The organism is Haloarcula halophila, from assembly GCF_029278565.1.
Lineage (GTDB): Archaea > Halobacteriota > Halobacteria > Halobacteriales > Haloarculaceae > Haloarcula > Haloarcula halophila.
In genome coordinates, this window is the sequence record NZ_CP119559.1 from 2,556,682 (window position 1) to 2,577,591 (window position 20,910).

The following is a 20,910-nucleotide window of genomic DNA, read 5'->3' on the forward strand; positions in this document are numbered from 1 at the left end:
GACAGATGTCTGACGCCGTCCCGACGGGTGACCTGGAGTTCACCCACCAGCCGACAACCGACCAGTCCTTCGAGAACGCACTGGCGAAGGCGCGGGACGGCGAGCGCTTGACCGTCGCCGACGGCGTCGAACTCATCACGACCGGGACCGATCGGGACGGCATCGACCGCCGTCGCAAGGAGCAGGTACTGGAGGCCGCCGACCGCCGGCGGGCCGAGGTCGTCGGCGACGAGGTGACCTTCGTCGCCAACCTCAACAACAACGTCACGACCGCCTGCAACACCGGCTGTCTGTTCTGTAACTTCAAAGACCGCTCCGAGCAGTTCCGGAGCAGCTACCAGGAGGATCACGGCGGGTTCACGAAGACACCGGCCGAATCCCGCGAGATCGTCGCGGATGCCGTCGAGCGCGGGATCTACGAGGTCTGTTCGGTCTCTGGCCTTCACCCGGCGCTGGCACTGGACGAGGAGCACCGCGAACTGCTGGAAGCGAGCGACCGCGAGGAGCTGAACTACCGCCCGCCGGCCGACTACGACGTCGATCCGGGGACCTACTGCGAGCAGATCCGGGCGATGGACGTCGGCGGCGTCCACGTCCACTCGATGACCCCGGAGGAGGCCTACCACGCCCGCCGGGGGACCGACTGGGCCTACGAGGAGGTGTTCCGCCGCCTCTCGCGTGCCGGGCTGGACAGCGTCCCCGGGACCGCCGCAGAGATCCTCGTCGACGAAGTCCGGGAGGTCATCTGTCCGGCCAAGATCGACTCCGCCGAGTGGCTGGAAGCGATGGAGGCGGCCGCGGCCGTCGGCCTGGACACGACGGCGACGATCATGTACGGTCACGTCGAGAACGCGAAACACCGGGTACTCCACCTCCAGCGGGTCCGCGAGTTACAGGATCGCACCGGCGCGATCACGGAGTTCGTCCCGCTCTCGTTTGTCCACGAGGAGACGCCCCTCTACGAGCGGGGGCTGGTCGACGGCGGTGCCAGCCGCGACGAGGACGAACTGATGATCGCCGTCTCGCGGCTGTTTCTGGACAACGTCGACCACATCCAATCGTCGTGGGTCAAGTACGGCGACAGCCAGGGGCTGAAGATGCTGACCTGCGGGGCCGACGACTTCATGGGGACGATCCTCTCGGAAGAGATCACGAAACGCGCCGGCGGGGACTACGGGGAGTTCCGCTCGATCAGGGAGTACGCCGACATGATCTCGGCGATCGGTCGCACGCCGGTCGAACGCTCGACGGACTACGAACACCGCCGGGTCGTCGACCCCGACGCCGACGCCGTCGGCCCGGAACTCGGGCCGAAGGCCGACGGGACGCCGCTGTTGGAGTGAGCGAGTCGGGACGAACCTTGAGGCCCGCTCACACCCGGCCGGCCGGGTTCTCGCCCCGGTGTAACACCGAGCGGAACCGCCGGCCGTGGGCGTCGTCGCGGTCCAGTGCTGCCCGGATTCGTTCCGAGAGCCACTCGTCGGTCGCGTACCGGTCGTACACCGGCAGCCGCTCGACCAGCGGGACGCCGGCGTGGTCGGCGACGGCGTCGAGTTCAGTCAGAGCCGGCCACTCGTAGCCGGGGTTGATGTGGTCGACCGTCACCGGTGACACCCCGCCCAGGTCGTCGATCCCGCAGTCGACCAGTTCCCGCGCCGGTGCGAGGTTCGGGGGCACCTGCACCGAGACCGACTCGGGCAGCGCCGCCCGGGCCATCGCGGTCACGCGGCGCATCGTCGACAGATCGGGGGAGCCGTCCTGCCAGCGCTCGTTCTCGGCGACCGGCTGGACGATCACTTCCTGGACGTGGCCGTACCGCCGGTCCAGTTCACGGATAGCCAGCAGGCTCTCGGCCCGGTCGCGCCACTCCTCGCCGATGCCGACGAGGATACCGGTCGTGAAGGGCACGCCCAGTTCCCCGGCGGTCCGGATCGTCGCCAGGCGCTGGCCGGGGCTCTTCGCTCGCGGCCCGCCGTGGGCCTGGACGTCGGCGGTGGTCTCCAGCATCACGCCCATCGAGGCGTTCAAGTCCGCGACGGTGGCCATCTGCTCGCGGGTCTGATCTCCCGGGTTGGCGTGCGGGAGCAGCCCCGCCTCCAGGGCGATCTCGCAGGCCTCCCGGAGGTAGTCGTGGATCGTCTCGTGGCCCCACTCGGCGAGTTGCTCGTGAACAGCCGTATACCGGTCGTCGGGGTCGTCGCCGAACGTAAACAGCGCCTCCGTACAGCCGGCGTCGGCGCCCCGCCGGCAGGTCTCGCGGATCTCCTCGGGACTCATCAGTTCGGCCTGCCCCGGCGGGTCGTAGTAGGTACAGTACGTACAGGTGTACCGGCAGGCCGTCGTCAGCGGCACGAAGACGTTCCGGCAGTAGGAGAACTCCGCGGCGGCGTCGACGTCGTCGGGGGTTACCGACAGCAGGCGCTCGACCTCGGCGGGATCGAACGCGATGTCGACGTCGTAGGCGTCGGCGCCGGGAATCACGTCCGGGGCTGGGCGCTGCGGGGGCAAAAGGGTTCAGTTCCGGGTGACGCCGACGCGACCGTCCTCGGCAACGACCTCGAAGCCCGCGTCGGCGAGCCAGTCGGCCGCCCGTCCGTCGCCGTGGAGCAGGACCTCCGCGAGGTCGCCGGGTTCGTCGATGTCGGTCGCCAGCCGTCGGGAGTCTATCTCGGCCAGGTCGGCGCCGATCTCGCGGGCGATCCGGCGGTGGTCGCGGATCGAGGCGCCGTGGTAGTCGACTCGGAACTCGGGGTGGCGGACGACGACGGCGTTGGTCCCGCCACCGCGTCCCGGCGCCAGCACCACGTCGGTGTCGGGCGCGAACAGTCGCTGGACGGCCTCGGTGGTGAGCAACGGGAGGTCCGCCATCACGACGGCCAGATCGCCGCCAGTGTCGTCGAGCAGACCGTTGACGAGCGGATCGAGCCCGCGGTCGTCGACGGTCACCGGGACCGGACAGTCGATCGGTCCCGTCGCGACCACGTCGGGTGTGTAGCCGGCCGCAGCGAGCGTCTCGACCACGTCACCGAGCATCGCTTCGGCGAACAACAGTCGCTCGTCGGTGTCGAGAACAGCCGCGAGACGCGTCTTCGGGTCCGACCCCGAGACGGGGACGACGACGCGCATCTACAGTTTGCTGTAGTCGTCGCCCTGTTGGGTCCACCAGTAGAGGCCGCCCCCGAGCAGGAGGAGGACGACGATCGCACCGCCGGCCAGCAGGAGCATCTGGGTCGTCTGTTGGCTCTGCTGGGCCTGTTCGGCTTGGGACTGTGCCTCCTCGGCCAGCGAGATCGCGTTCTCGAAGTTCTCGCCCTCGTAGGCCGAGATCGCGCGGTCGATGTCGTCCCGGGCGTCGCTGTTGTCGCCCGGCGCGCTCTCGACGGCCCCCTGGGCGCTGGCGATGGCCTCACGGGCCGCCCTGCTGTCCTCGGTGTAGTGGTGGGCCGTGTCGTTCTGGAACTCCTGGGTGTTGTCGCCGGTCGTCTGGCTGAGCGACGCGACCAGGTACTGCTCTTCGGGTTGGTAGGTGTACTCCTCGATCTCCGGGACCGTCCCGACCAGTTCGACGCGGACCTGATCGCCGTTGTTGTCGATGGCGAGGTCCCGCGTGAATTTCTGCCCGCCGGCGGTCGTCTCGCCGTCCTCGACGGGGTTACCGGCACGCAGGACCGTCACCGTCCAACTGACGTTCCGGAGTCCGGTCTCACCCGCGAGCGTCCACTCGTCGGGCGCGTCGGTGAACGGATCGTCGATCGTGTACGTGACCGAGATCTCCTGGCCGACTGCGGTCTCGTCGGGGACGCCCTCCGCCGAGACGGTGAAGGCACTCACCGGCCCCGCGATGGCGAGCAGACAGACGATTCCAAGCACCGCGGCGATACCCCTAGAACAACGGGTCGAGTTCATCCTCATCGTCTTCCACCAAGTCAGTCAAGTTGTCTTCGCTTTGCTGCCGAATCTCGTCGATATTGTCCTGTGCCTCGATCGCGACCTGCTGGAGTTCCTTGATCCGGGGGACGTTGTGGACGCCCGACAGCAGGATCGACGCCGCGACTTTGGGCGTCTCGGTCGGGTAGTCACCGCCCCGGACCTCCATGGAGCCGGTCTGCTCCTCGAGCCACTTGCGCCCGCGCTCGATCCCCTTCCGGTTGAGATGTTCGGGCGGGCCGGCGATCACCAACAGCGCCCGCTCGGCCCCGTCGATCTCACAGGGAAGCGTCAGCCGGCCCAAGGCGGCCTTCCGGACCAGCGAGGTGATGCGGTTCGTCGTGTTGGCCGTATCCAGTCCGTCGTCCATCCCGTCGTCGTCGCCTTTGAATCGCGAGAGGAGACCACCACCGCCGGAAAGGTCGACGTCCTCGGCGGCGTAGCCGACCGTCGAGACGCCCCCGCCGTCGAGTGTGTTGATGATCTCCGATGAGTCGACGACGCTCTCGGCGACGTTGTCGCCCGCTTCGACCTCGCCGGCACCGAAGAGGACGCCGAACCGTCGGACGATCTCGTCGTTGATGTGGTCGTACCCGCCCTCGACGGACTCGCCCGTCTGGCGCCAGGCGTCGTTGTCGAACACCAGCAGGTTGTCGACCTCACGGACGAACGTCTGGAACGAGCGGGCCGCGTTGAGGGTGTAGATCCCGCCCTCGTCACTGCCCGGCAGGACACCGAGTCCGTACACCGGTTCGGTGTAGATCCGCTTGAGGTGTTTCGCCAGGACCGGCGAGCCGCCCGAGCCGGTCCCGCCGCCCAGCCCGGCGACGATGAGGAAGGCGTCGACCTCGTGGACCGGGATGTTGTCGATCGCGCCCTGAATCTCGTCGATGTCCTCCTCGGCGATCTCCGCGCCGAGTTCGTTGTCGGCCCCGACTCCGTGGCCCTTGACGCGTGCCTGGCCGATGAGGACCCTGTTGTCTTGGGGAATGCGCTCGAGTCCGAGCAGGTCGGCTTTCGCCGTGTTGACCGCGACCGCCGACCGGACGATGTTCGACCCCGTCTTGTGGTCGTACTCGAGGAATTTGTCGACGATCTTGCCGCCGGCCTGCCCGAAGCCGATCATGGCGAGTTTCATTATCTGGTACTCCGCTTAAAAATGGTATGCGGTATCGCGGGTATAAGCTTTTTCCCCAAACCTCAATTCCGAAACCCTTGCCGAAAGACACGATCCGGGTGGAAATGGGTATATGGACAGTCTACGGGGTTCTCTGGCGGCTGTGTGTGATTCCCTCTCGAATCTTCGGACCCCGTCTCGTGACCGACACACGTTACTATCGTAACCAATTGAACCGATTTGCATACCGATCGCACGACTGCAGTGCGATCGGGTGTGCCGTGGTTTTCAATGGCTGCAATCCCTCTCTCGGAGCGTGAGCGGTCGGGACGTGGATCTTATGCGCCCCGGAGATACTCACCGAGCGTCGTCAGGTCACTCGGGTCACGACCCAACGCTTCGAGATCGTTCTCCGCGGGGACGTTGTCGAAATCCAGCGACTCGTACTGATCCTGTCCCATCTTGAAACCAAGGTTCCCCAGGACGGTGAGCCCGATCTTGGCCATCGGCATCGGGAGCGGGACGATCGTGATCGACTTGCCTTCGGCGTCGTAGACCGTGTTCGTCACCTCCCGGAGCGTGAGCGTCTCGGGGCCACCGACCTCGTAGGTCTGGCCGGCGTGGCCCTCTTCTTCCAGAATGTCGGCGAGAACCGGGACGAACTCGTCGACCAGGATCGGCTGGAACCGCATGGTGTCGCCGCCGCCGGGAAGCGGATACAGCGGAACGCCGGGGGCGAACATCCCCTTGAGTTGCTTGGTGAAACTGACGAACTCGCCGCCGTCGCCGAAGACGATCGAGGGCCGAACGATCGTCCACTCCAGGTCGGAGTCCTCGACGGCACCCTCCGCTTTCCCCTTCGCACGGATGTAGTGGGTGTCACCGTTCGGGTCCGCGCCGAGCGCACTCATCTGGAGGAACCGATCGACGCCGTGTTCCTCGGCCGCCCGGAGACAGTTCTCCGTGCCGCCCAGGTGAACTCGCTCGTGCATCTCGTCGCCGCCGTTGGGCTTGAACAGCGGCGACAGCGCGACGAGGAAGACGACGGCGTCCTGTCCTTCGAAGGCGCCTTCGATGCTATCGTAGTCTGTCACGTCGCCTTCCTTGCGGGTCACACCGTCGGGCAGCGACCCCCCGTGTGGGTTCCGCGCCAGTGCGGTGACGTCGTGCCCTCGACTGTCGAGTTCCCGACACAGGTACTGCCCGATAAATCCGGTCCCGCCGGCTACGAGTACGTCCATGCACATGACAACCCTCGGATACCGTATAAGTGTGGCGCGCAACTGGTTTGGATCGGTCCCGGTCGGCGTGCTTACATACCCCCGACTGTACCATCACGGTATGCTCGTCACGTTGGAGGGACTGGACGGGAGCGGCAAGACGACCGTCTGGGAACGGCTCCGGGCCGACGACGGCGTCCCCGACGACGCCGTCTTCACCCGGGAACCGACCGAGAGTTGGTACGGTGACGCCGTCCAGCGTTCGATCGACGACCCCGACGCCGACTCACTGGCGGAACTGTTCCTCTATACCGCCGACCACGCTGCCCACTTGGCTGACACTGTCCGGCCGGCACTGCAGGACGACCGGCTCGTCGTCTCCGACCGGTACAGTGACTCCCGCTACGCCTACCAGGGTGCGACACTCGCAGACTCTCCTCATCTCACGGACCCGCTGGAGTACGTCCGGGAGGTCCACGAACCGTGGACCCGTCCACCCGATCTGACGGTGTATCTCGATCTCGACCCGGAGACTGCGGCCCGGCGCAGCGGCGCGACGAACAAGTTCGAGACAGCAGACTATCTCGCGACTGTCCGTGCCAACTACGAACGCCTCGTCGAGGACGACCCCGGCCGGTTCGTCCGTGTCGACGCGACACAGTCGCCCGAGGCTGTCTATACCGCCGTTCGTGACGCGCTACCGGAACGGCTCTAACCCATCGACTGTGGGAGTTCGACCTCGTCGGGTGCGGGCATCCAGACGTAGTCGAAGGTCATCCCGATCGCTAACGGGATCGCGATCGTCACCAACAGTGCCAGTGACCGACTCCCGAGGTTTCCGCCGAGACTGAAGATACCGCTCAGAACGAGCACGATCACGAACATGACGACAGGGCAGAGCAACACCGCGTAGACGAGCCCTCCCCACTTGGTGTTTAGCCGAACCCGGAAAAAGCGAGTCATCAGTGCGGTCACCACGCTGTTTGCCAGGACGATGACGAGCAGCCCGATGACGTCGACCACGGCGACCATACCGTCCGTAGGTGACCGACACTCTTTGTCGTATCGGAACACCGCCGGCGCTACTCCAGACAGACGTAGGTCCGCGTGTCCAGTACGCCCTCGATGTCCCGGACTCGCGTCGCGACCGATTGCATCACGTCGTACACCTCGCCGCTGGCTTCCGCGACGATATCGTACTGGCCCGCGACGATGTGGGCCTCGGAGATGCCTGCCAACGACTGTACCTCCGCGAGGAGGTCGCTGGACTTTCCGGTGTCTGTCTTGAGCATGATGAACGCGTCGACCATATCGTTTGCTAACGATACACATGATAAAAACGTTTGCCGTGACGCCGGTTTCCCGGGACCGACTGAACGGGTGCGGCTCGGGCCGCCGTCGTCATCCAGTCTCGAAGCCCACCGCGACGGGCTAGCTTTATCCACCCCCGTGCCATACGACACCATATGCGATTCGTTATCGTGGGTGCAGGTCGCGTCGGACTGCGCACCGCACGCGTCTTGCGTGAGAGCGACCACGCGGTCGTCCTCATCGAGCACGACGAGAGTGCGGTCGAGCGGGCCCGCAACGCCGGGTTCGAGGTGATCGCTGGCGACGGCGCGCTCGAGGACACACTCGAAGAAGCCGACCTCGATGCGGCGGACGCGCTGGCGGCGCTGACCGGTGACCTCAACGACAACTTCGTCGCTTGCATGGTGGCAAAGGAACACGGCTGTCGGACCGTCATGCGGATCGACGAGGACTACCGCGAGGAGATCTACCAGCGCTACGCCCAGGACGTCGACGAAGTGATCTACCCCGAACGGCTGGGCGCAATCGCCGCCAAGAACGCCCTCTTGGGCGGGAACATCCGGGCCGTCGCCGACATCGCTCACAACCTCCAGTTGGTGGAACTGTCGATCACCGACTCCTCCCCCATGCGGGGGTACTCCCTCTCGGAACTGGAGTTGCCTGCCAACTCACGGCTGCTCGCGCATGCGAAAGGCGACGGTCCGCTGACCGTCCCGGACCCGGACCAGACGCTCGACCTCGACGACAGCCTGGTCGTCCTGGCCGACTTCGACGTCCTCGGTGACGTCCGGAGCCTCGTCGTCGGGGAGGCCGACCGCGCGACCGCGCTTGGAGGTGCCTGACAGATGGTTACTGCCTACGTCATGATCAAAGCGAACACGGGAGACGCCGACCGACTCCGAGACGAGATCGAGGCCGTCGAGGGGGTGTTGGAGGCCCACATCGTCGCTGGAGACGTCGACCTCATCGCGAAAGTCGAGGTCGACAGCCCCGCGGCCGTCAAGGACGTTGCGGCGACCCACATCCAGGGCATCGACGGCGTCGCGAGTACGCAAACGTATATCGCGATGGACTAGTAACCCACTTTTTTACTAAGGGGGTCGCCGAGGCGACCCCCCTTGCAAAAACGTGGGGAAAAACTGCCGGACGCTCACTGCGTTCGCGTCCGGGGGAAACCGCTCGCTTCGCTCGCGGTATGCTCTGCCCACAGCCCTGCCCGTCCCCGACTTCGCGGCACGGAGGCCGTGAACGGCCACCGCTCCGCTACAGCGGCGTCCCGCCGCGGGTCCCCTCGCTCCCGCCGGTACTCGCCGAATCCATCAGATCGGCGACGACGCCGACGTAGTCGTAGCCGGGGACGATCCCCTCGACGTAGGTCCCCTCGACGTACTCGACGAAGGTCTTGGCCACGTCGGCCGCCTGGGACTCGCTGCCCAGACTGAACCGGAAGGTGACGACGACCTCCTCGCCGTCGCGTTCGACGGTGTACTCGTCCAGTTCTACCGAGACACGCGTTGCCTTGGGCGCGTCTTCGAGCCGGCGCTGCAGGGTCTCGAACCAGCCGTCGGCGACGGCCTCGCCCACCTCGTCGGCGGTCGCGGCCTGGAGCGTCGGCGCTCGGACGGTCACCTCGTACTCCGTCTCCCATCTCTCTCCCTCGCTGGCGGTCACGTACCCGTCGAACCGCGTCGAGTCGACGGCGTACCCCTCTTGGCCGGCGACGAACGCGTCCCGGCGGTCGAAGGTATCAGCTACGTCGCTGGGTACATCGGTCATTGGCCATCTCTAGGCCGTTACGCCGGAAAAACGCGTCGTATCTCGGAGTGGATGGAATTCTCACTCGATGCCGGACGCTCGCTCACTCCGTTCGCGCTGCGTCTGCCGTGATTCGAACCGCCATCGATTCGATTTTCACGCCTCTCACGTCCGTTCGAGTCGGAAAATGGAAGTGATCGGCCTGTTGGAACCCTCAACACCTGCTGAAACCGGCGTGCGAGATACAGAGCGTCTAGGCATCACAACGGCTCAATTCTGCCAGCTGTTTTCGCGCTCAGATGCCCCACCGTTTTGGGATCTCATTCCGAGTTCTCGGTAGTACCCTGCGTGTAGGGCAATCATCCCCGGTAGACGGGGAACAGGACAGTGCTAACAGTTTCACTTCCGGTCCGGTCAGCGTAGATATTTTTCTCCGACGGAACGAGTTACCGCTCATGCCGACCGACGATCTCATCAAAGAGTTGCGAGCGCGTGTGAAGACTGCCGCACATAGTGAGACAAACGTATTCGGGCCTGGGATCTGGAAACACCACATTCTACGGGTAGTGGATAACGCACAGCAACTCGCCGCCGAGCTTGACGCCGACCACAAGACGGTTACTATCGCTGCTCTTTTGCACGATTATGCCTCGCTGATCGATCCGGAATATATCGACGAACACCACGAACACGGTGCCCGGATTGCAGAGGAGACACTCGAAAACCGAATCACGGAGCCACGACTCGCGACAGTGAAACGGTGTATCAGAGCGCATCGTGCCAGTAGTGGCCCGTCCCCGGAGTCACCAGCGGCACACTGCGTCGCAAGTGGGGATGGGATGGCACACATTCAGGCGGTCCCCTCGTTGCTACGAGCGGCCTACGTCAACCGGGAAATGTCCGTGGAAGACGGGGCTGGGTGGGTCAACACCAAGATAGAACGTAGCTGGGAGAAACTTCATCCCGTTGCGGCTGAGGCCGTTCGTGAGGAGTATCACGCCGCGAGGACGGTTTTAGACGGTGATTGGTCGTTTGACGGCAGCAGCGCAGTCGCGTTTCGTGATCACTGATTCGACTCCCCGACCTGGGTACGCTGTCGTCGTCGATAGAGAGGGTTCGCTGAGTAGCGGACGGATGGGCCGACTGACTGGTATCGACTCGCAATCCGGGTAGCGGGTTCGCCTCTTTCGTTTGAATACGTCTACCGGGGTGCCGGTCAACTCGGCCAACGCTGCTGTATACGCGCCCTCTGTTCAGCACGACCGCTGAAAACTGTCACTTACCGAAGGTCTCAACGAGACCGAGGGATGGGATTCTCACTCGATGCCAGACGCTCGCTCACTCCGTTCGCGCTGCGTCTGCCGTAGTTCGAATCCCAACAGTCGAATTTACGGCTCACGACATGTTCGCCGCAAAATGCGAGGGATGGGATTCGAACCCATGGACCCCTACGGGAGCGGGTCTTAAGCCCACCGCCTTTGGCCAAGCTCGGCTACCCTCGCGCACTCACCTCTCTACGTCCCTCGGGAAAACGGGTTTCGATTACCAGTCGACGGAGAGCGTCCCGTCTCCGTTGGGGTCGGGGGCGATCTCCTCGTTCGTGCGGCGGTCGACGACGTGGATGACCCCGCGGTCTTTCTTGGCGGGACAGGCTTCCGCGGCGGCGACGTTGTGATCGAGGTCTGCCTCGTCGATGTAGTACGTCTCGGGTTTGGCGATGCCGGTGTCGAGGTCCAGCGACCACGTCCCGGAGACCTCGGCGCACTTGCCCGCGCCGAAGCACTTGTTGGCCTCGAAGATGATCTTGTAGGGCTTGTCTTCGATCGACGGGGCGTCGCTCGTTCCGATATCGCTCGGATCGACCGGTTCGTCCGGGTCAGTCATTGCCTTCCTTTCGTGATGGACGGACTTTCGACTATCGGTTGCGGGCAGCCAGTGCCCCGACCGTCCGCCGACTCGGACATCAATGTGTTGACAACCCCGTATCGGCGGGGAGAGTTCGCTTCGACGGCGTCGTGACAACATCTATTACCGTCCGGGAAGAGAGGGGGACAATGCCAGACGCCGCCGACGATGCAGTCTACTACGTCATCAGTGACCTCCACATCGGCGGTGACGAGCAGCTGGAACACGTCGAGTTCCTCGACGAACTCCTGGCGTTTCTCGAGCGCCTGGAGACGACCGACGAGGACGCGGAACTGCTCATCAACGGCGACGCCTTCGGCCTCTGGGAGTTCACCGGGATCGACGGCCCCCAGAAGTTCGATATCCTCGTCGAGAAGTATCCAGAACTGTTCGAACAGTTCCGGGCGACCGGCGAGACGATCCCGATCACGTTGCTTCCCGGGAACCACGACCACGAACTGGCGGCCTACGACGAGTACGTCGAGTGGTTCGCCGAGTACAACGTCGATCTGGTCCAGGCCGAGTCGATCACCCGCCCGGTCGGCGACCGAACGATCTGGTTCGAGCACGGCCACCAACAGGACCCGAACAACCGGATCGAGGACTTCGGCAACCCCAACGCGTCGCCGCTTGGCTACTACTACAACACGCTCGTGACCAGTCGAGCCGGCCAGCTCTCCGACCGGGGCCGGTTCAACTGGCTGAAAGATGTCCAGGCGGTGACGCCGACCGAGCGGATGCCGAACTGGCTCGTCTCGAAGTACTTCTACCGGGAGATGAACCCGCTGATACGGTACGCCATCATCCCGTTCCTGTTCCTGTTCAACGTCAGCGCGGTGCTGGCGATCCTCGCCGGGCTGGATCTCGCGGGTATCTGGTCGCTCCCGGTCACTCAGACGGAGGCGTTCCTCGGGCAGTTCGGCCAGGCCGGTGCGACGGTGTACCTGATCCTGTCGGTCAACGTCGCCGTCGCCGGCCTGCTGTTGATCGTCGGCATCCCGGTGTCGTTCCTGATACGGGACGTCAGGAAGACGATCGACCGCTTCGGGATCTTCGAAACCGAACTGACCGTCGATCCCGACGAGCCGTACACGGACGCCGCCAGGGCAGTGTTCGACGAACACCCCGAGACGGCGATCTACTGCTACGGCCACACGCACCGACCGCGGACGACCGAACTCGACGGTCGGCTGCTCGTCAACACCGGAACGTGGCTGAAGCGACTCCACCGGCGGGACGTCATCGCCGGCCGGCTCCCGCCGGTGTTCTATCCCTCCTACCAGCTCTGTGCCGTCCGTATCGCGGCCGAAGACGAGGGAATCGTCGTCGACTACCAGGGGATCGACAAACCCAATCCCAGCGTGGAGGAACTCACCCGGACCGAGCGGTTGCTCACCCTGGGTCGAGAGCCGGACCCGTCGCTCCCGGATCGGCAGATCGTCACCCCCGAGGACGACTGACTGCTGCGGACAACAGCTACCCGTCGACGACCTCGACCGCGTCGCCGACCGCGATGGTCTTCCCGCGGTCGGCCTCGGGGACCCGAGCGATGAGCATCAGCGTGTAGAAGTGGTCGAACGCGTCCGGGTCGGCCCAGTCGGGGAACGTCGCTTGGCGGCGCTCGACGAACCGCTCGCGGAACTCCGGCGTCGGCTCGCCAGTGTCGGGGTCCCGTTCCGGGACGACACAGCGGCCACAGGGGGTCACGCCTTCGATACGGACGCCGCCGGCCTCGAACGCCGGCGCGTCGGTCCCGACGAAGCGGTCCTCCCAGAAGGCCGGAACCCCGCCGACCTCGACGTTGGCGCGGAGCCGTCGGCGCGCCCCGTCGACGGTCACGTCGTCGAACCACGAGGCGACGGTCTCCAGCGTGGCCGTGCTGATCACCGACGGCCCCATCTCCCGCCGGTCGACGTAGCCCCGATCGGTATCGCGAACCAGTTCGAGGTCGACACCGAAGAAGTCGCTGAACCACTCGGCTGCCCGCGCTCGGCCGTCCTCGCTCCCGAGCGCGAACTCACAGCGGTCGTCCGGAGAGTCGACCGTCAGCGTTCGTGTCGACGGTACGAACGTCGTCGTCAGGTCGTGGACCTCGACGGCTTGCTTCCCGTTGTACGCGTCCCCGTCGGCGTCGTGGAGCGCGAACTCGCGGTCGAGCGCGAGCGTCCCACCGGGGCGGATCTCGCTCGTCTCGCGGTCCATGCCGTCCAGTGCCTTGACCGGATAGACGGTGAGTCGCTCGATGTGTGCCACTACCGGGTGGGTGGCAGCGGACGGATAAATCAGTTGTCTCGAACGGGGACCGCGATGGCACCCGGCGGAGTACTTCGCCGGCACACAGGAACCGCGACGAACCGGTCGTCGCTCAGTCGTGGATCTCGACGGATTCGAGCAGCAGTTCTGATTTGGGAGCGTCGTTGCGGTCGGTCTCGACGTTGCCGATCGCCTCGACGACGTCCATCCCGTCGATGACGCGGCCGAAGACGGCGTGTTTCCCGTCGAGGTGGGGCTGGGCGTCCAGCGTGATGAAGAACTGCGAGCCGTTGGTGTCGGGACCGGCGTTTGCCATGCTGACGACGCCGGCGTCGTCGTGGGTCAACTCGTCGTGGAACTCGTCGTCGAACTGGTAGCCCGGGCCGCCCCGGCCGGTGCCGGTCGGGTCGCCCATCTGGATCATGAAGTCCTCGATGATCCGGTGGATCTCGATGTCGGTATAGAGCGGGTCGATACGCTTCTCGCCGCTCTCGGGGTCCTCCCAGGCGCCCTCGCCGGGACCGACCGAAGCGGCGTCGTAGTCGTCCGCCTCGGTCGCGTGGTCGACGAACGCCTCGACCGTTCGGGGAACTCTCTCGTCGTACAGTTCGATCTCGATGTCGCCCTCTGTCGTGTGCAGGGTCGCTGTCAGATCGCTCATGCCCGGCAAGAGGCGTCCCCGGCGGAAAAGCCTGCCCACTGGACGTGTACTGTGGTACCACGTCGCTGTGCAGCGACCACGAGGCTGGGGTTCTCCAAAACGACGGCGGCCCGCTCGTGGAGCGGGGATCTCACTGCGTACGCTCCCCGCCGGCGAGGTGGGCAAGCAGTGAGTCGGTCACGCGCTCGGGCGCGTCGAACTGTACCCAGTGGCTCGCGTCGGGGAACCGCTCGATCCGGAGGTCCGACACCCAGCGGTCGAGACCCTCCGTCAGCGAGACGTCGAGCGCCCGGTCCTGTTCTCCCCAGAGGAGCAGCGTCGGTCGCTCGACCGGGAGTTCGGGTGCGCCGGCGCGGGTCAGCAGCCGTCTCGCGCTCCGGCGGGCCATCGCCCGGTAGTAGTTCACGGCCGCAGTCAGTGCGCCCGGCCGCCCGAGTGCGGTCTTGTAGTACCGGATATCCGTCTCGCTGAACGCGTCCGCACGGACCGCTGTGTCGGTCAGCATCTCCTCTATTACCCGGAAGTCCCGAGCGCGGAAGGCGGCTTCCGGGAGTATCGGGAGTTGGAAGAAGAAGACGTACCACGACTTGGCCACCTGTGTCGGCGACGAGCGCAGCGCCCGCTCGTACGCTGACGGGTGGGGAGCGTTCAATATTGCCAGTCGGTCCACCACGTCCCCCCGGGCAGCGACGTACCAGGCCAGGAGTCCGCCCCAGTCGTGGCCGACGACGTGGGCCGTATCGCGGCTGATTCCGTCGATCAGGCCGACCACGTCCGCGACGAGTTCGTCGATGTCGTAGGCACGCACACCCTCGGGTTTCTCCGAACAGTTGTATCCGCGGAGATCCGGTGCGACGACCCGATAGCCGGCTTCCGCCAGCGGTTCGATCTGGTGGTGCCAGGCGTACCAGAACTCCGGGAAGCCGTGCAACAGGACGACCAGGTCGCCGTCCTCGGGGCCGGCCGTGACAGTGTGGAGCGTGACCCCGTTCGTCTCGGCGGTCGCGTGGTCCCACGCCCGGCCGTCGTCGGGAACCGTCCAGTGATCGCCGTCGGGAGGCGTCGGTGCCATCGACCGAACGTTTGCCTGCGGGACAATGTCGGTGTCGGTCGGATCGGGCGCGGTGATACCGGTACTTTTCACGCTCCGGAGCCAGCGACCCGACATGACCGACGACAGGGACCCCGAAGCCAGCCTCCAGGAGTGGAAAGAGACCATGCAGGCGGAACACGACGACGCCATCGCCAACCCGGACCCGGACGAGGACCACCGGATCGAGGGGGTCACGCAGGTCAACTACCGGGTGTACTTCGCGTACGACGCCGATAGCGACGAACTGGAACGGACCGAGCGCGAACAGGTCGACGAAGTACGGGACCCGGAACTGCTCGCCTGTGCCTGTGGCGTCCGTGGGATGACGCCAGAAGAAGCGCGCCAGCACGTCGCTGCTGCCCACGAGGGAAACGACGGATAAAGCGTCAGAACGCCCGGAGCGCGTCGAGCGCGTCGGCGGCGCTGCCGTCCTCGATCGCCGCCCGGGCCTGTTCGAGACCTTCTTCGATGCTGTCGGCGTCCTCGCGGGCGTAGATGCGCAACGCGGCGTTGAGCGCGACGGCGTCGGCGAAGCCGTCCTCGCGCTCGCCGGTCAGGACCGCCTCGGTGATCGCCGCTGACTCCTCGGCCACGTCCTCGACCTGGAGGTCCTCGCTGACCACATCCATGCCGTAGTCGGCGGTGCGGATCTCGAAGTCCGCGATGTCCTCCTCGTCGGACTTGGCGCCCTCGACGGGCCACTCGGCGACGATGGTCTCGCCGGGGCGGACGTCGTCGTACCCCTCCATCCCCTGGAAGAACAGGGCCCGCGAGACGGTGCTCTGTTCGGAGTTGGTGAGGGTGCGGACCATCTTCTTCGCGAACGCGAGGTGATAGAAGCTCCCCAGGTGGACGTCGGCGCCGGCGGGGTTGGCCAGCGTCTCGACGGTGTTGACAAAGGAGCGCACGCCCATGTTGTCACGCCGGTCGAACAACGCGTCGATCCCGGGGTTGAACGCCGGTTGGTAGTAGAAGCCAAAGCCCACGTCGTCGACCATGTCGGCGCTCTCCTGGGGGTCGATCTCCGTTCGGACGCCGAGTTCGTCCAGCACGTGCTTGTAGGCGTCCTGTTTCTGTGTCGGTACCCGATCGCCCGAGTGGACGACGACGGGCGTGCCGGCGGCGGCCGCGACGAGACCTGCGGCGACACCGAAAATGGCGGACCGACCCTTGCCGTCGTAGTTCGCGCCACAGTCGACGGGGTCGGCCTCGGGTTCGGCGGTGACGGCCGACTCCTCGTGCATCACGTCGACGTAGGCGCCCAGTTCCTCGGGCGTATTGCGCTTCCAGCGATTGGCGAGCCAGAACGCGCCGAGCGTCGTGTGATCGGGTTCGCCGCCGAGGATGCGCTGGAACGCCTCCCGGGCTTGATCGCGTGTCATGTCGTCGGCGGACTTGTGACCGGAGCCGACGACCTCGGTCATCAGTCGTTTGAGCGGCCATTCGCCGTACTCCCGGGTCGCTTGAGCCATGGGAACCCGTTCGGGCGCGAGTTCAAAAGCCCCTGCGTTTCGTTCCCACTCCGTGGGAACGGCCCGGGAGGACGAAAGGGATACACCCCTCGACTCCTAACGAATGCCAATGAGCCTCCAGTCGGGTGACTGGCGCGAGCGTATCGACGACGTGGACGCTGCTCTCATCGACGGGTTCCAGAGCGACTTTCCGATCGAGGAACGGCCCTTCGAGGCGGTGGGTCGGGAACTGGGCGTCGACCCCGCGGAGGCACTCGACCGCGTCCGCCGGCTCCGGGACGACGGCGTCTTCCGGCGGTTCGGCCCCGTCCTCAACCCGCCGGTGATCGGCTCCTCGACGCTCGCCGCGGTCAGCGCCCCCGAGGACCGGTTCGACGAGGTAGCCGAGGTGATCAACGGCTATCGTCAGGTCAACCACAACTACGCACGCGACCACGAGTGGAACATGTGGTTCGTCGTCACCGCCGGCTCGCGGGCCACACGCGACGAGATCATCGCCGACATCGAGGCCCGGACCGGCTGTGACGTGCTCGTGCTCCCGATGCTGACCGACTACTACATCGACCTGGAGTTCCCGGTCGTCAACGGGGACCGGTTCGCCCGGGAGGCACGCTCGGACAGCGGGGCTCCGGACGAGCGAGCGGACCCGCGAGCCGGAGAGCGTCTCGATCAGACCGACGCCAGCGCCACCCGAATCAGCGAGGACGCCGCCGCGGACCTCTCGGAGCTGGACCGCCGGCTCCTCCTGGAGATCCAGGAGGGGTTCCCGCTGACGGCGACCCCGTATCGGGACGTCGCGGACGCGGTCGGCGCCGAGGTTCAGGACGTCCTCGCCGCAGTCGAGAAACTGCTCGCGGACAACTGCATCAAACGGATCGGCTGCGTGGTCAACCACATCGTCACCGGCTTCGACAGCAACTGCATGGTCGTCTGGGACGTACCCGACGACGCGCTGGACGAGCGCGGGCAAGCCGTCGGCGAACTGCCGTACGTGACGCTGTGTTACCACCGGCCGCGTCGGCCGGACCAGGCGTGGTCGTACAACCTCTTTACGATGATCCACGGCCGGGAGAGCGAGGCCGTCGACGCGAAGATCGACGACCTGGCGACGGCCCACCTCCCCTACGATCACGACCGGCTCTACTCGACCGCGACGCTGAAACAGACCGGGGCACGGTACGACGACATCGTCGGCGAGTGACCGCCGGCACGCGGTGTCGGGCCAGCGTCCCGGTCGGGCTCCGCCGGAACGTTTTTGTCCGTCGTAAGGATACTTACAGTGGTACCAAATGACACACCAGGGGAGCCTGACGGTGTTGGTCGTCGACGACGAGTCGCCTGTCGCTGACGCGTACGCCGAGACCGTCGGCCAGCGGTACGAGGTCGAAGTCGCCTACAGTGGCCAAGAGGCACTGGAGCAACTGTCGGCGGAGATCGACGTCGTCCTGCTCGACCGCCGGATGCCGGATATCTCCGGTGACGAGGTACTCGAAGAGATCCGCGAGCGGGGAATCGATGCACGGGTCGCGATGGTTACAGCGGTCGATCCGGATCTGGAAATCATCGAGATGCCCTTCGACGACTACATCGTCAAGCCGGTCTCCCCGGACGAGCTGTTCGAGACGATCGAACGCCTGTATCGGTGTGTCGACTACGAGAACCAGCTCCGGGAGTACTACTCGCTGACAGCCAAGTACGCCGCGCTCCGGTCGAGCAAGCCGCTCGACGAACTCGAAGCCAGCGCGGAGTTCGGCTCGCTGGAGTCGACCATGACGGAGAAACGTGCCGAACTCGACGAGTTGACCGCGTCGCTCGACGACCAGGACTTCCAGAAGATGTTCGCCGACATCGGATCGGAACACGAGTGGCCCGACGTCGAGTGAGGACCGCCGCTCTAGCGCTGTCGCCCCGAGCTACCCTTCCGAAAGCACTAACGGTGTCTCTTCCTTAGGGTGGTCAATGAGTCAGCAACTCCCGGACGTACAGGCGTCGAGTCCGGATGTCACCGTCGGCCTCAACCGCGTCGGTGTGACAGGTGTCGAGAAGCTCGTCAAGCTGGGGCGACGCGACCGTGATCCGATCGTCCTGATGGCGGAGTTCGAGGTGTTCGTCGACCTGCCGTCCTGGCGGAAAGGGGCAGACATGTCTCGCAACATGGAAGTCATCGACGAGACCCTAGAAACCGCGGTCTCCGAGGAGGCGTACCGGGTCGAGGACGTCTGTGGCGACGCCGCGGAACTGCTCCTGCAGAAACACGACTATACGACCAAAGCCGAGGTTCGCATGGAAGCGGAGTACGTCACCCACGAGCGGACGCCACAGTCCGACGTGGCGACCCAGTCGACGGCCGACATCATCGCCTCGGCGACGGCTACCGAGGACGGGACGAGCGAGGAGATCGGTGCCCGCGTCACCGGTATGACCGTCTGCCCCTGTTCCCAGGGGATGTCGGCGGCCCGTGCCCGCCAGACCCTGCGGGGGATGGGCGTCGAGGACGAGGTCATCGACGAGTTCCTCGAAGAGATGCCCCAGGCGGGCCACTCACAGCGGGGTCACGCCACGCTGACCGTCGAGAGCGACGGCGCACCCGAGGTCGACCTCAACGAACTCATCGAGGTCGCCCGTGATTCGATGAGCGCCCGGATCTACAACCTCGCCAAGCGTCCCGACGAGGACCACATGACCTACGAGGCACACAAGGACGCCAAGTTCGTCGAGGACTGTGTCCGCGCGCTCGCGGATGGCGTCGTCGATCGGTTCCCCGATCTGGCCGACGATGCCATCGTCACGATGAAACAGTCAAACGACGAGTCGATCCACCAACACAACGCCCACGCCGAACGCGTGGCGAAACTCGGTGACCTGCGTGCGGAGGTCACCGCCGACGAAGCCACCGCCGACGACTGACACCAGTCGGCCCGTCGGCCCGTGACTCCAGTTGTGGGGTACTGTTATCCCGTCCCGTCCGCAAACAGCGAACCGACGAATGGTCGTGTCCAGGCCGACCCGACGCCGCGTACTGGCGACGCTCGGAACCGCTCTGACTGGTGGGTGTCTTCGGAGTTCGAGGGCCGCCGACTCGACGCCGGCACCCGGAACGGACGAGCCCCGGACACGATCGACAGACGGGACGACGACTGCGACCGCAGCACCGTCGGACTCGGGATCGGCTCTCACCCCCGCCTCGCTCTCGACCGAGTGGAGCCACGAGGCGGACTTGGCGTTCTCACACGCCGGCGTGGCGGCGGAGGGAACCGTCCTCACACAGCGCTCCGACGGGCGGATCTGTGTCGCACGGGCGCTCCGGGACGGGAGCCAGCGGTGGCGAGCGACGTTCGACACTGCGGTCAGCCTTCGGCCACGGATCGTCGGCTCGACGGTCCTGATGGGAACGGTCGGGGGAACGATCCACGCGCTCGCACGTTCGGACGGGAGCGAGCGGTGGCGCTACGATACCCCGGGAGCACTGCGGGTCCAACCCGTCGTCATCCCGGAGGAAGCGACGGTCCTGGTCCCCGTCCGGTTCGACGACGAGCGGGCCGGGCTGGTCGATGCGGTGTCACTGGAGAGCGGCCAGCGGCGGTGGCGGATCGACGGGATCGACCGGCCGAACTCCATCTCGCCGGCCGTCGACGGGCGGTTCTACCTCGGGTTCAGCGACAGTTTCCGGGGGTACGCGGCGGGCGACGGGACGCGACTCCCCACCGAACAACAACCGTCCGGCATCCCGGGAGTCAACGCGGGGCGGTTCCCACACCCACGCATCCTGTTCGCACACGAGGGGACGGTGTACCTGCCGGAACCACGGGCGAACGATCCGGTCGTCGCGTACGACCCGACGGCAAACGAGGTCGTCTGGCGGTACGAACCCTTCGGCGCCCCCGTTTCGTTCGACGCGTGGGGCGAGACACTGGCCTTCTCCGCGGGCGACAACGCTGTCTACGGGCTCGACCGTACCACCGGGGACCGCCGCTGGCGCGTCCAGCGGGACGAGCGGTTCTCCCCCGTGGCGGCCGCCCGGGGCGTGGTCTGGACAGCGCGTGGCCGGACGCTGCTCGGGATCGACGCCGAGACCGGGACGGTTCACGTCGAACGGGAGCTCCCCCTCTCCGCCGATCTGGTCTTCGCCGTGGGTCGGCGAGTTATCGTACTGGGGTCCGGGAAGATCGGTGTCTACCGGATCGAGAGCTGACCGT

Annotated in this window: 24 protein-coding genes and 1 tRNA gene; 11 read left to right on the top strand and 14 right to left on the bottom strand. The window is 65.8% G+C overall.

Features of this window, described 5'->3' with window-relative positions; all coding sequences use genetic code 11:
* Positions 1–5 precede the first annotated feature (5 nt).
* Positions 6–1,343: a 7,8-didemethyl-8-hydroxy-5-deazariboflavin synthase subunit CofH gene (cofH, locus tag P0204_RS13445; protein WP_276180046.1), complete on the top strand. Its 1,338-nt coding sequence runs from the start codon at positions 6–8 to the stop codon at positions 1,341–1,343.
* A 28-nt stretch (positions 1,344–1,371) separates the two neighbouring features.
* Here the strand turns inward: cofH and cofG are convergent, their stop codons facing one another.
* From cofG to P0204_RS13470, 5 genes are all read right to left on the bottom strand, one after another.
* Complete coding sequence (cofG, locus tag P0204_RS13450) at positions 1,372–2,481, bottom strand: 7,8-didemethyl-8-hydroxy-5-deazariboflavin synthase subunit CofG (RefSeq protein ID WP_276180048.1); 1,110 nt, start codon at positions 2,479–2,481, stop codon at positions 1,372–1,374.
* A gap of 33 nt (positions 2,482–2,514) precedes the next feature.
* Positions 2,515–3,126, bottom strand: coding sequence for a 2-phospho-L-lactate guanylyltransferase (gene cofC / locus P0204_RS13455; RefSeq protein WP_276180050.1), 612 nt, complete (start codon positions 3,124–3,126; stop codon positions 2,515–2,517).
* On the bottom strand, positions 3,127–3,906 hold the full coding sequence (locus tag P0204_RS13460; RefSeq protein ID WP_276180052.1) for a hypothetical protein: 780 nt from the start codon (positions 3,904–3,906) through the stop codon (positions 3,127–3,129).
* On the bottom strand, positions 3,884–5,065 hold the full coding sequence (locus tag P0204_RS13465) for a tubulin/FtsZ family protein (RefSeq protein WP_276180054.1): 1,182 nt from the start codon (positions 5,063–5,065) through the stop codon (positions 3,884–3,886). The genes P0204_RS13460 and P0204_RS13465 overlap by 23 nt, the downstream gene beginning before the upstream one ends.
* Positions 5,066–5,382: 317 nt before the next feature.
* The gene (locus tag P0204_RS13470) at positions 5,383–6,285 is read right to left on the bottom strand and encodes a complex I NDUFA9 subunit family protein (protein WP_276180056.1); all 903 of its coding nucleotides are present in this window, start codon (positions 6,283–6,285) and stop codon (positions 5,383–5,385) included.
* A 100-nt stretch (positions 6,286–6,385) separates the two neighbouring features.
* Between P0204_RS13470 and tmk the strand changes: the two genes are divergently transcribed.
* On the top strand, positions 6,386–6,979 hold the full coding sequence (tmk, locus tag P0204_RS13475; protein ID WP_276180058.1) for a dTMP kinase: 594 nt from the start codon (positions 6,386–6,388) through the stop codon (positions 6,977–6,979).
* Here the strand turns inward: tmk and P0204_RS13480 are convergent.
* On the bottom strand, positions 6,976–7,296 hold the full coding sequence (locus P0204_RS13480) for a DUF7991 family protein (protein ID WP_276180060.1): 321 nt from the start codon (positions 7,294–7,296) through the stop codon (positions 6,976–6,978). The genes tmk and P0204_RS13480 overlap by 4 nt on opposite strands.
* A 50-nt stretch (positions 7,297–7,346) precedes the next feature.
* Complete coding sequence (locus P0204_RS13485) at positions 7,347–7,574, bottom strand: Lrp/AsnC ligand binding domain-containing protein (protein ID WP_276180062.1); 228 nt, start codon at positions 7,572–7,574, stop codon at positions 7,347–7,349.
* A gap of 156 nt (positions 7,575–7,730) precedes the next feature.
* On the opposite strand from P0204_RS13485, the gene P0204_RS13490 reads away from it, so the two are divergent.
* Both P0204_RS13490 and P0204_RS13495 read left to right on the top strand, forming a co-directional pair.
* Positions 7,731–8,417 (top strand): potassium channel family protein, encoded by a 687-nt coding sequence (locus tag P0204_RS13490; protein WP_276180064.1) that lies wholly within the window; start codon positions 7,731–7,733, stop codon positions 8,415–8,417.
* 3 nt (positions 8,418–8,420) lie between these two features.
* Positions 8,421–8,651 carry an Lrp/AsnC family transcriptional regulator gene (locus tag P0204_RS13495; protein ID WP_276180066.1) on the top strand — a complete coding sequence of 77 codons (231 nt, stop codon included), beginning with the start codon at positions 8,421–8,423 and terminating at the stop codon, positions 8,649–8,651.
* A 187-nt stretch (positions 8,652–8,838) separates the two neighbouring features.
* On the opposite strand, the gene P0204_RS13500 is transcribed toward P0204_RS13495, so the two are convergent.
* Positions 8,839–9,351, bottom strand: coding sequence for a DUF5813 family protein (locus P0204_RS13500; RefSeq protein WP_276180068.1), 513 nt, complete (start codon positions 9,349–9,351; stop codon positions 8,839–8,841).
* Between the two features lie 434 nt (positions 9,352–9,785).
* On the opposite strand from P0204_RS13500, the gene P0204_RS13505 reads away from it, so the two are divergent.
* Positions 9,786–10,400: an HD domain-containing protein gene (locus P0204_RS13505; RefSeq protein WP_276180070.1), complete on the top strand. Its 615-nt coding sequence runs from the start codon at positions 9,786–9,788 to the stop codon at positions 10,398–10,400.
* Between the two features lie 347 nt (positions 10,401–10,747).
* Here P0204_RS13505 and P0204_RS13510 read toward each other — a convergent pair.
* Positions 10,748–10,832: transfer RNA gene (locus tag P0204_RS13510), tRNA-Leu, on the bottom strand.
* 40 nt (positions 10,833–10,872) lie between these two features.
* Positions 10,873–11,214: a ferredoxin gene (locus P0204_RS13515; protein ID WP_276180072.1), complete on the bottom strand. Its 342-nt coding sequence runs from the start codon at positions 11,212–11,214 to the stop codon at positions 10,873–10,875.
* 170 nt (positions 11,215–11,384) lie between these two features.
* Between P0204_RS13515 and P0204_RS13520 the strand changes: the two genes are divergently transcribed.
* Positions 11,385–12,695 (top strand): metallophosphoesterase, encoded by a 1,311-nt coding sequence (locus tag P0204_RS13520; protein ID WP_276180074.1) that lies wholly within the window; start codon positions 11,385–11,387, stop codon positions 12,693–12,695.
* A 16-nt stretch (positions 12,696–12,711) separates the two neighbouring features.
* Here P0204_RS13520 and P0204_RS13525 read toward each other — a convergent pair whose 3' ends face one another.
* From P0204_RS13525 to P0204_RS13535, 3 genes are all read right to left on the bottom strand, one after another.
* Positions 12,712–13,488: an MOSC domain-containing protein gene (locus P0204_RS13525; protein WP_276180076.1), complete on the bottom strand. Its 777-nt coding sequence runs from the start codon at positions 13,486–13,488 to the stop codon at positions 12,712–12,714.
* Between the two features lie 112 nt (positions 13,489–13,600).
* Positions 13,601–14,149 carry a peptidylprolyl isomerase gene (locus tag P0204_RS13530; RefSeq protein WP_276180078.1) on the bottom strand — a complete coding sequence of 183 codons (549 nt, stop codon included), beginning with the start codon at positions 14,147–14,149 and terminating at the stop codon, positions 13,601–13,603.
* A gap of 130 nt (positions 14,150–14,279) precedes the next feature.
* Positions 14,280–15,221 carry an alpha/beta fold hydrolase gene (locus P0204_RS13535; RefSeq protein ID WP_276180080.1) on the bottom strand — a complete coding sequence of 314 codons (942 nt, stop codon included), beginning with the start codon at positions 15,219–15,221 and terminating at the stop codon, positions 14,280–14,282.
* Positions 15,222–15,315: 94 nt separating this feature from the next.
* Between P0204_RS13535 and P0204_RS13540 the strand changes: the two genes are divergently transcribed.
* Complete coding sequence (locus P0204_RS13540) at positions 15,316–15,624, top strand: hypothetical protein (RefSeq protein ID WP_276180082.1); 309 nt, start codon at positions 15,316–15,318, stop codon at positions 15,622–15,624.
* 4 nt (positions 15,625–15,628) lie between these two features.
* On the opposite strand, the gene P0204_RS13545 is transcribed toward P0204_RS13540, so the two are convergent.
* Complete coding sequence (locus P0204_RS13545) at positions 15,629–16,714, bottom strand: anthranilate phosphoribosyltransferase (RefSeq protein WP_276180084.1); 1,086 nt, start codon at positions 16,712–16,714, stop codon at positions 15,629–15,631.
* A 109-nt stretch (positions 16,715–16,823) separates the two neighbouring features.
* Here P0204_RS13545 and ahbB point away from each other — a divergent pair, with 109 nt between their 5' ends.
* The 4 genes from ahbB to P0204_RS13565 all read left to right on the top strand — a co-directional run bounded on the left by ahbB (position 16,824) and on the right by P0204_RS13565 (position 20,906).
* The gene (gene ahbB / locus P0204_RS13550) at positions 16,824–17,915 is read left to right on the top strand and encodes a siroheme decarboxylase subunit beta (RefSeq protein WP_276180086.1); all 1,092 of its coding nucleotides are present in this window, start codon (positions 16,824–16,826) and stop codon (positions 17,913–17,915) included.
* Between the two features lie 88 nt (positions 17,916–18,003).
* Entirely contained in the window at positions 18,004–18,597 is a 594-nt protein-coding gene (locus P0204_RS13555) for a response regulator transcription factor (protein ID WP_276180088.1), read from the top strand.
* A 76-nt stretch (positions 18,598–18,673) separates the two neighbouring features.
* The gene (mptA, locus tag P0204_RS13560; RefSeq protein WP_276180090.1) at positions 18,674–19,621 is read left to right on the top strand and encodes a GTP cyclohydrolase MptA; all 948 of its coding nucleotides are present in this window, start codon (positions 18,674–18,676) and stop codon (positions 19,619–19,621) included.
* A 79-nt stretch (positions 19,622–19,700) separates the two neighbouring features.
* A complete protein-coding gene (locus tag P0204_RS13565; RefSeq protein WP_276180092.1) occupies positions 19,701–20,906 on the top strand; it encodes an outer membrane protein assembly factor BamB family protein in 1,206 nt (401 codons plus the stop codon).
* The last annotated feature ends 4 nt before the right edge of the window (positions 20,907–20,910 follow it).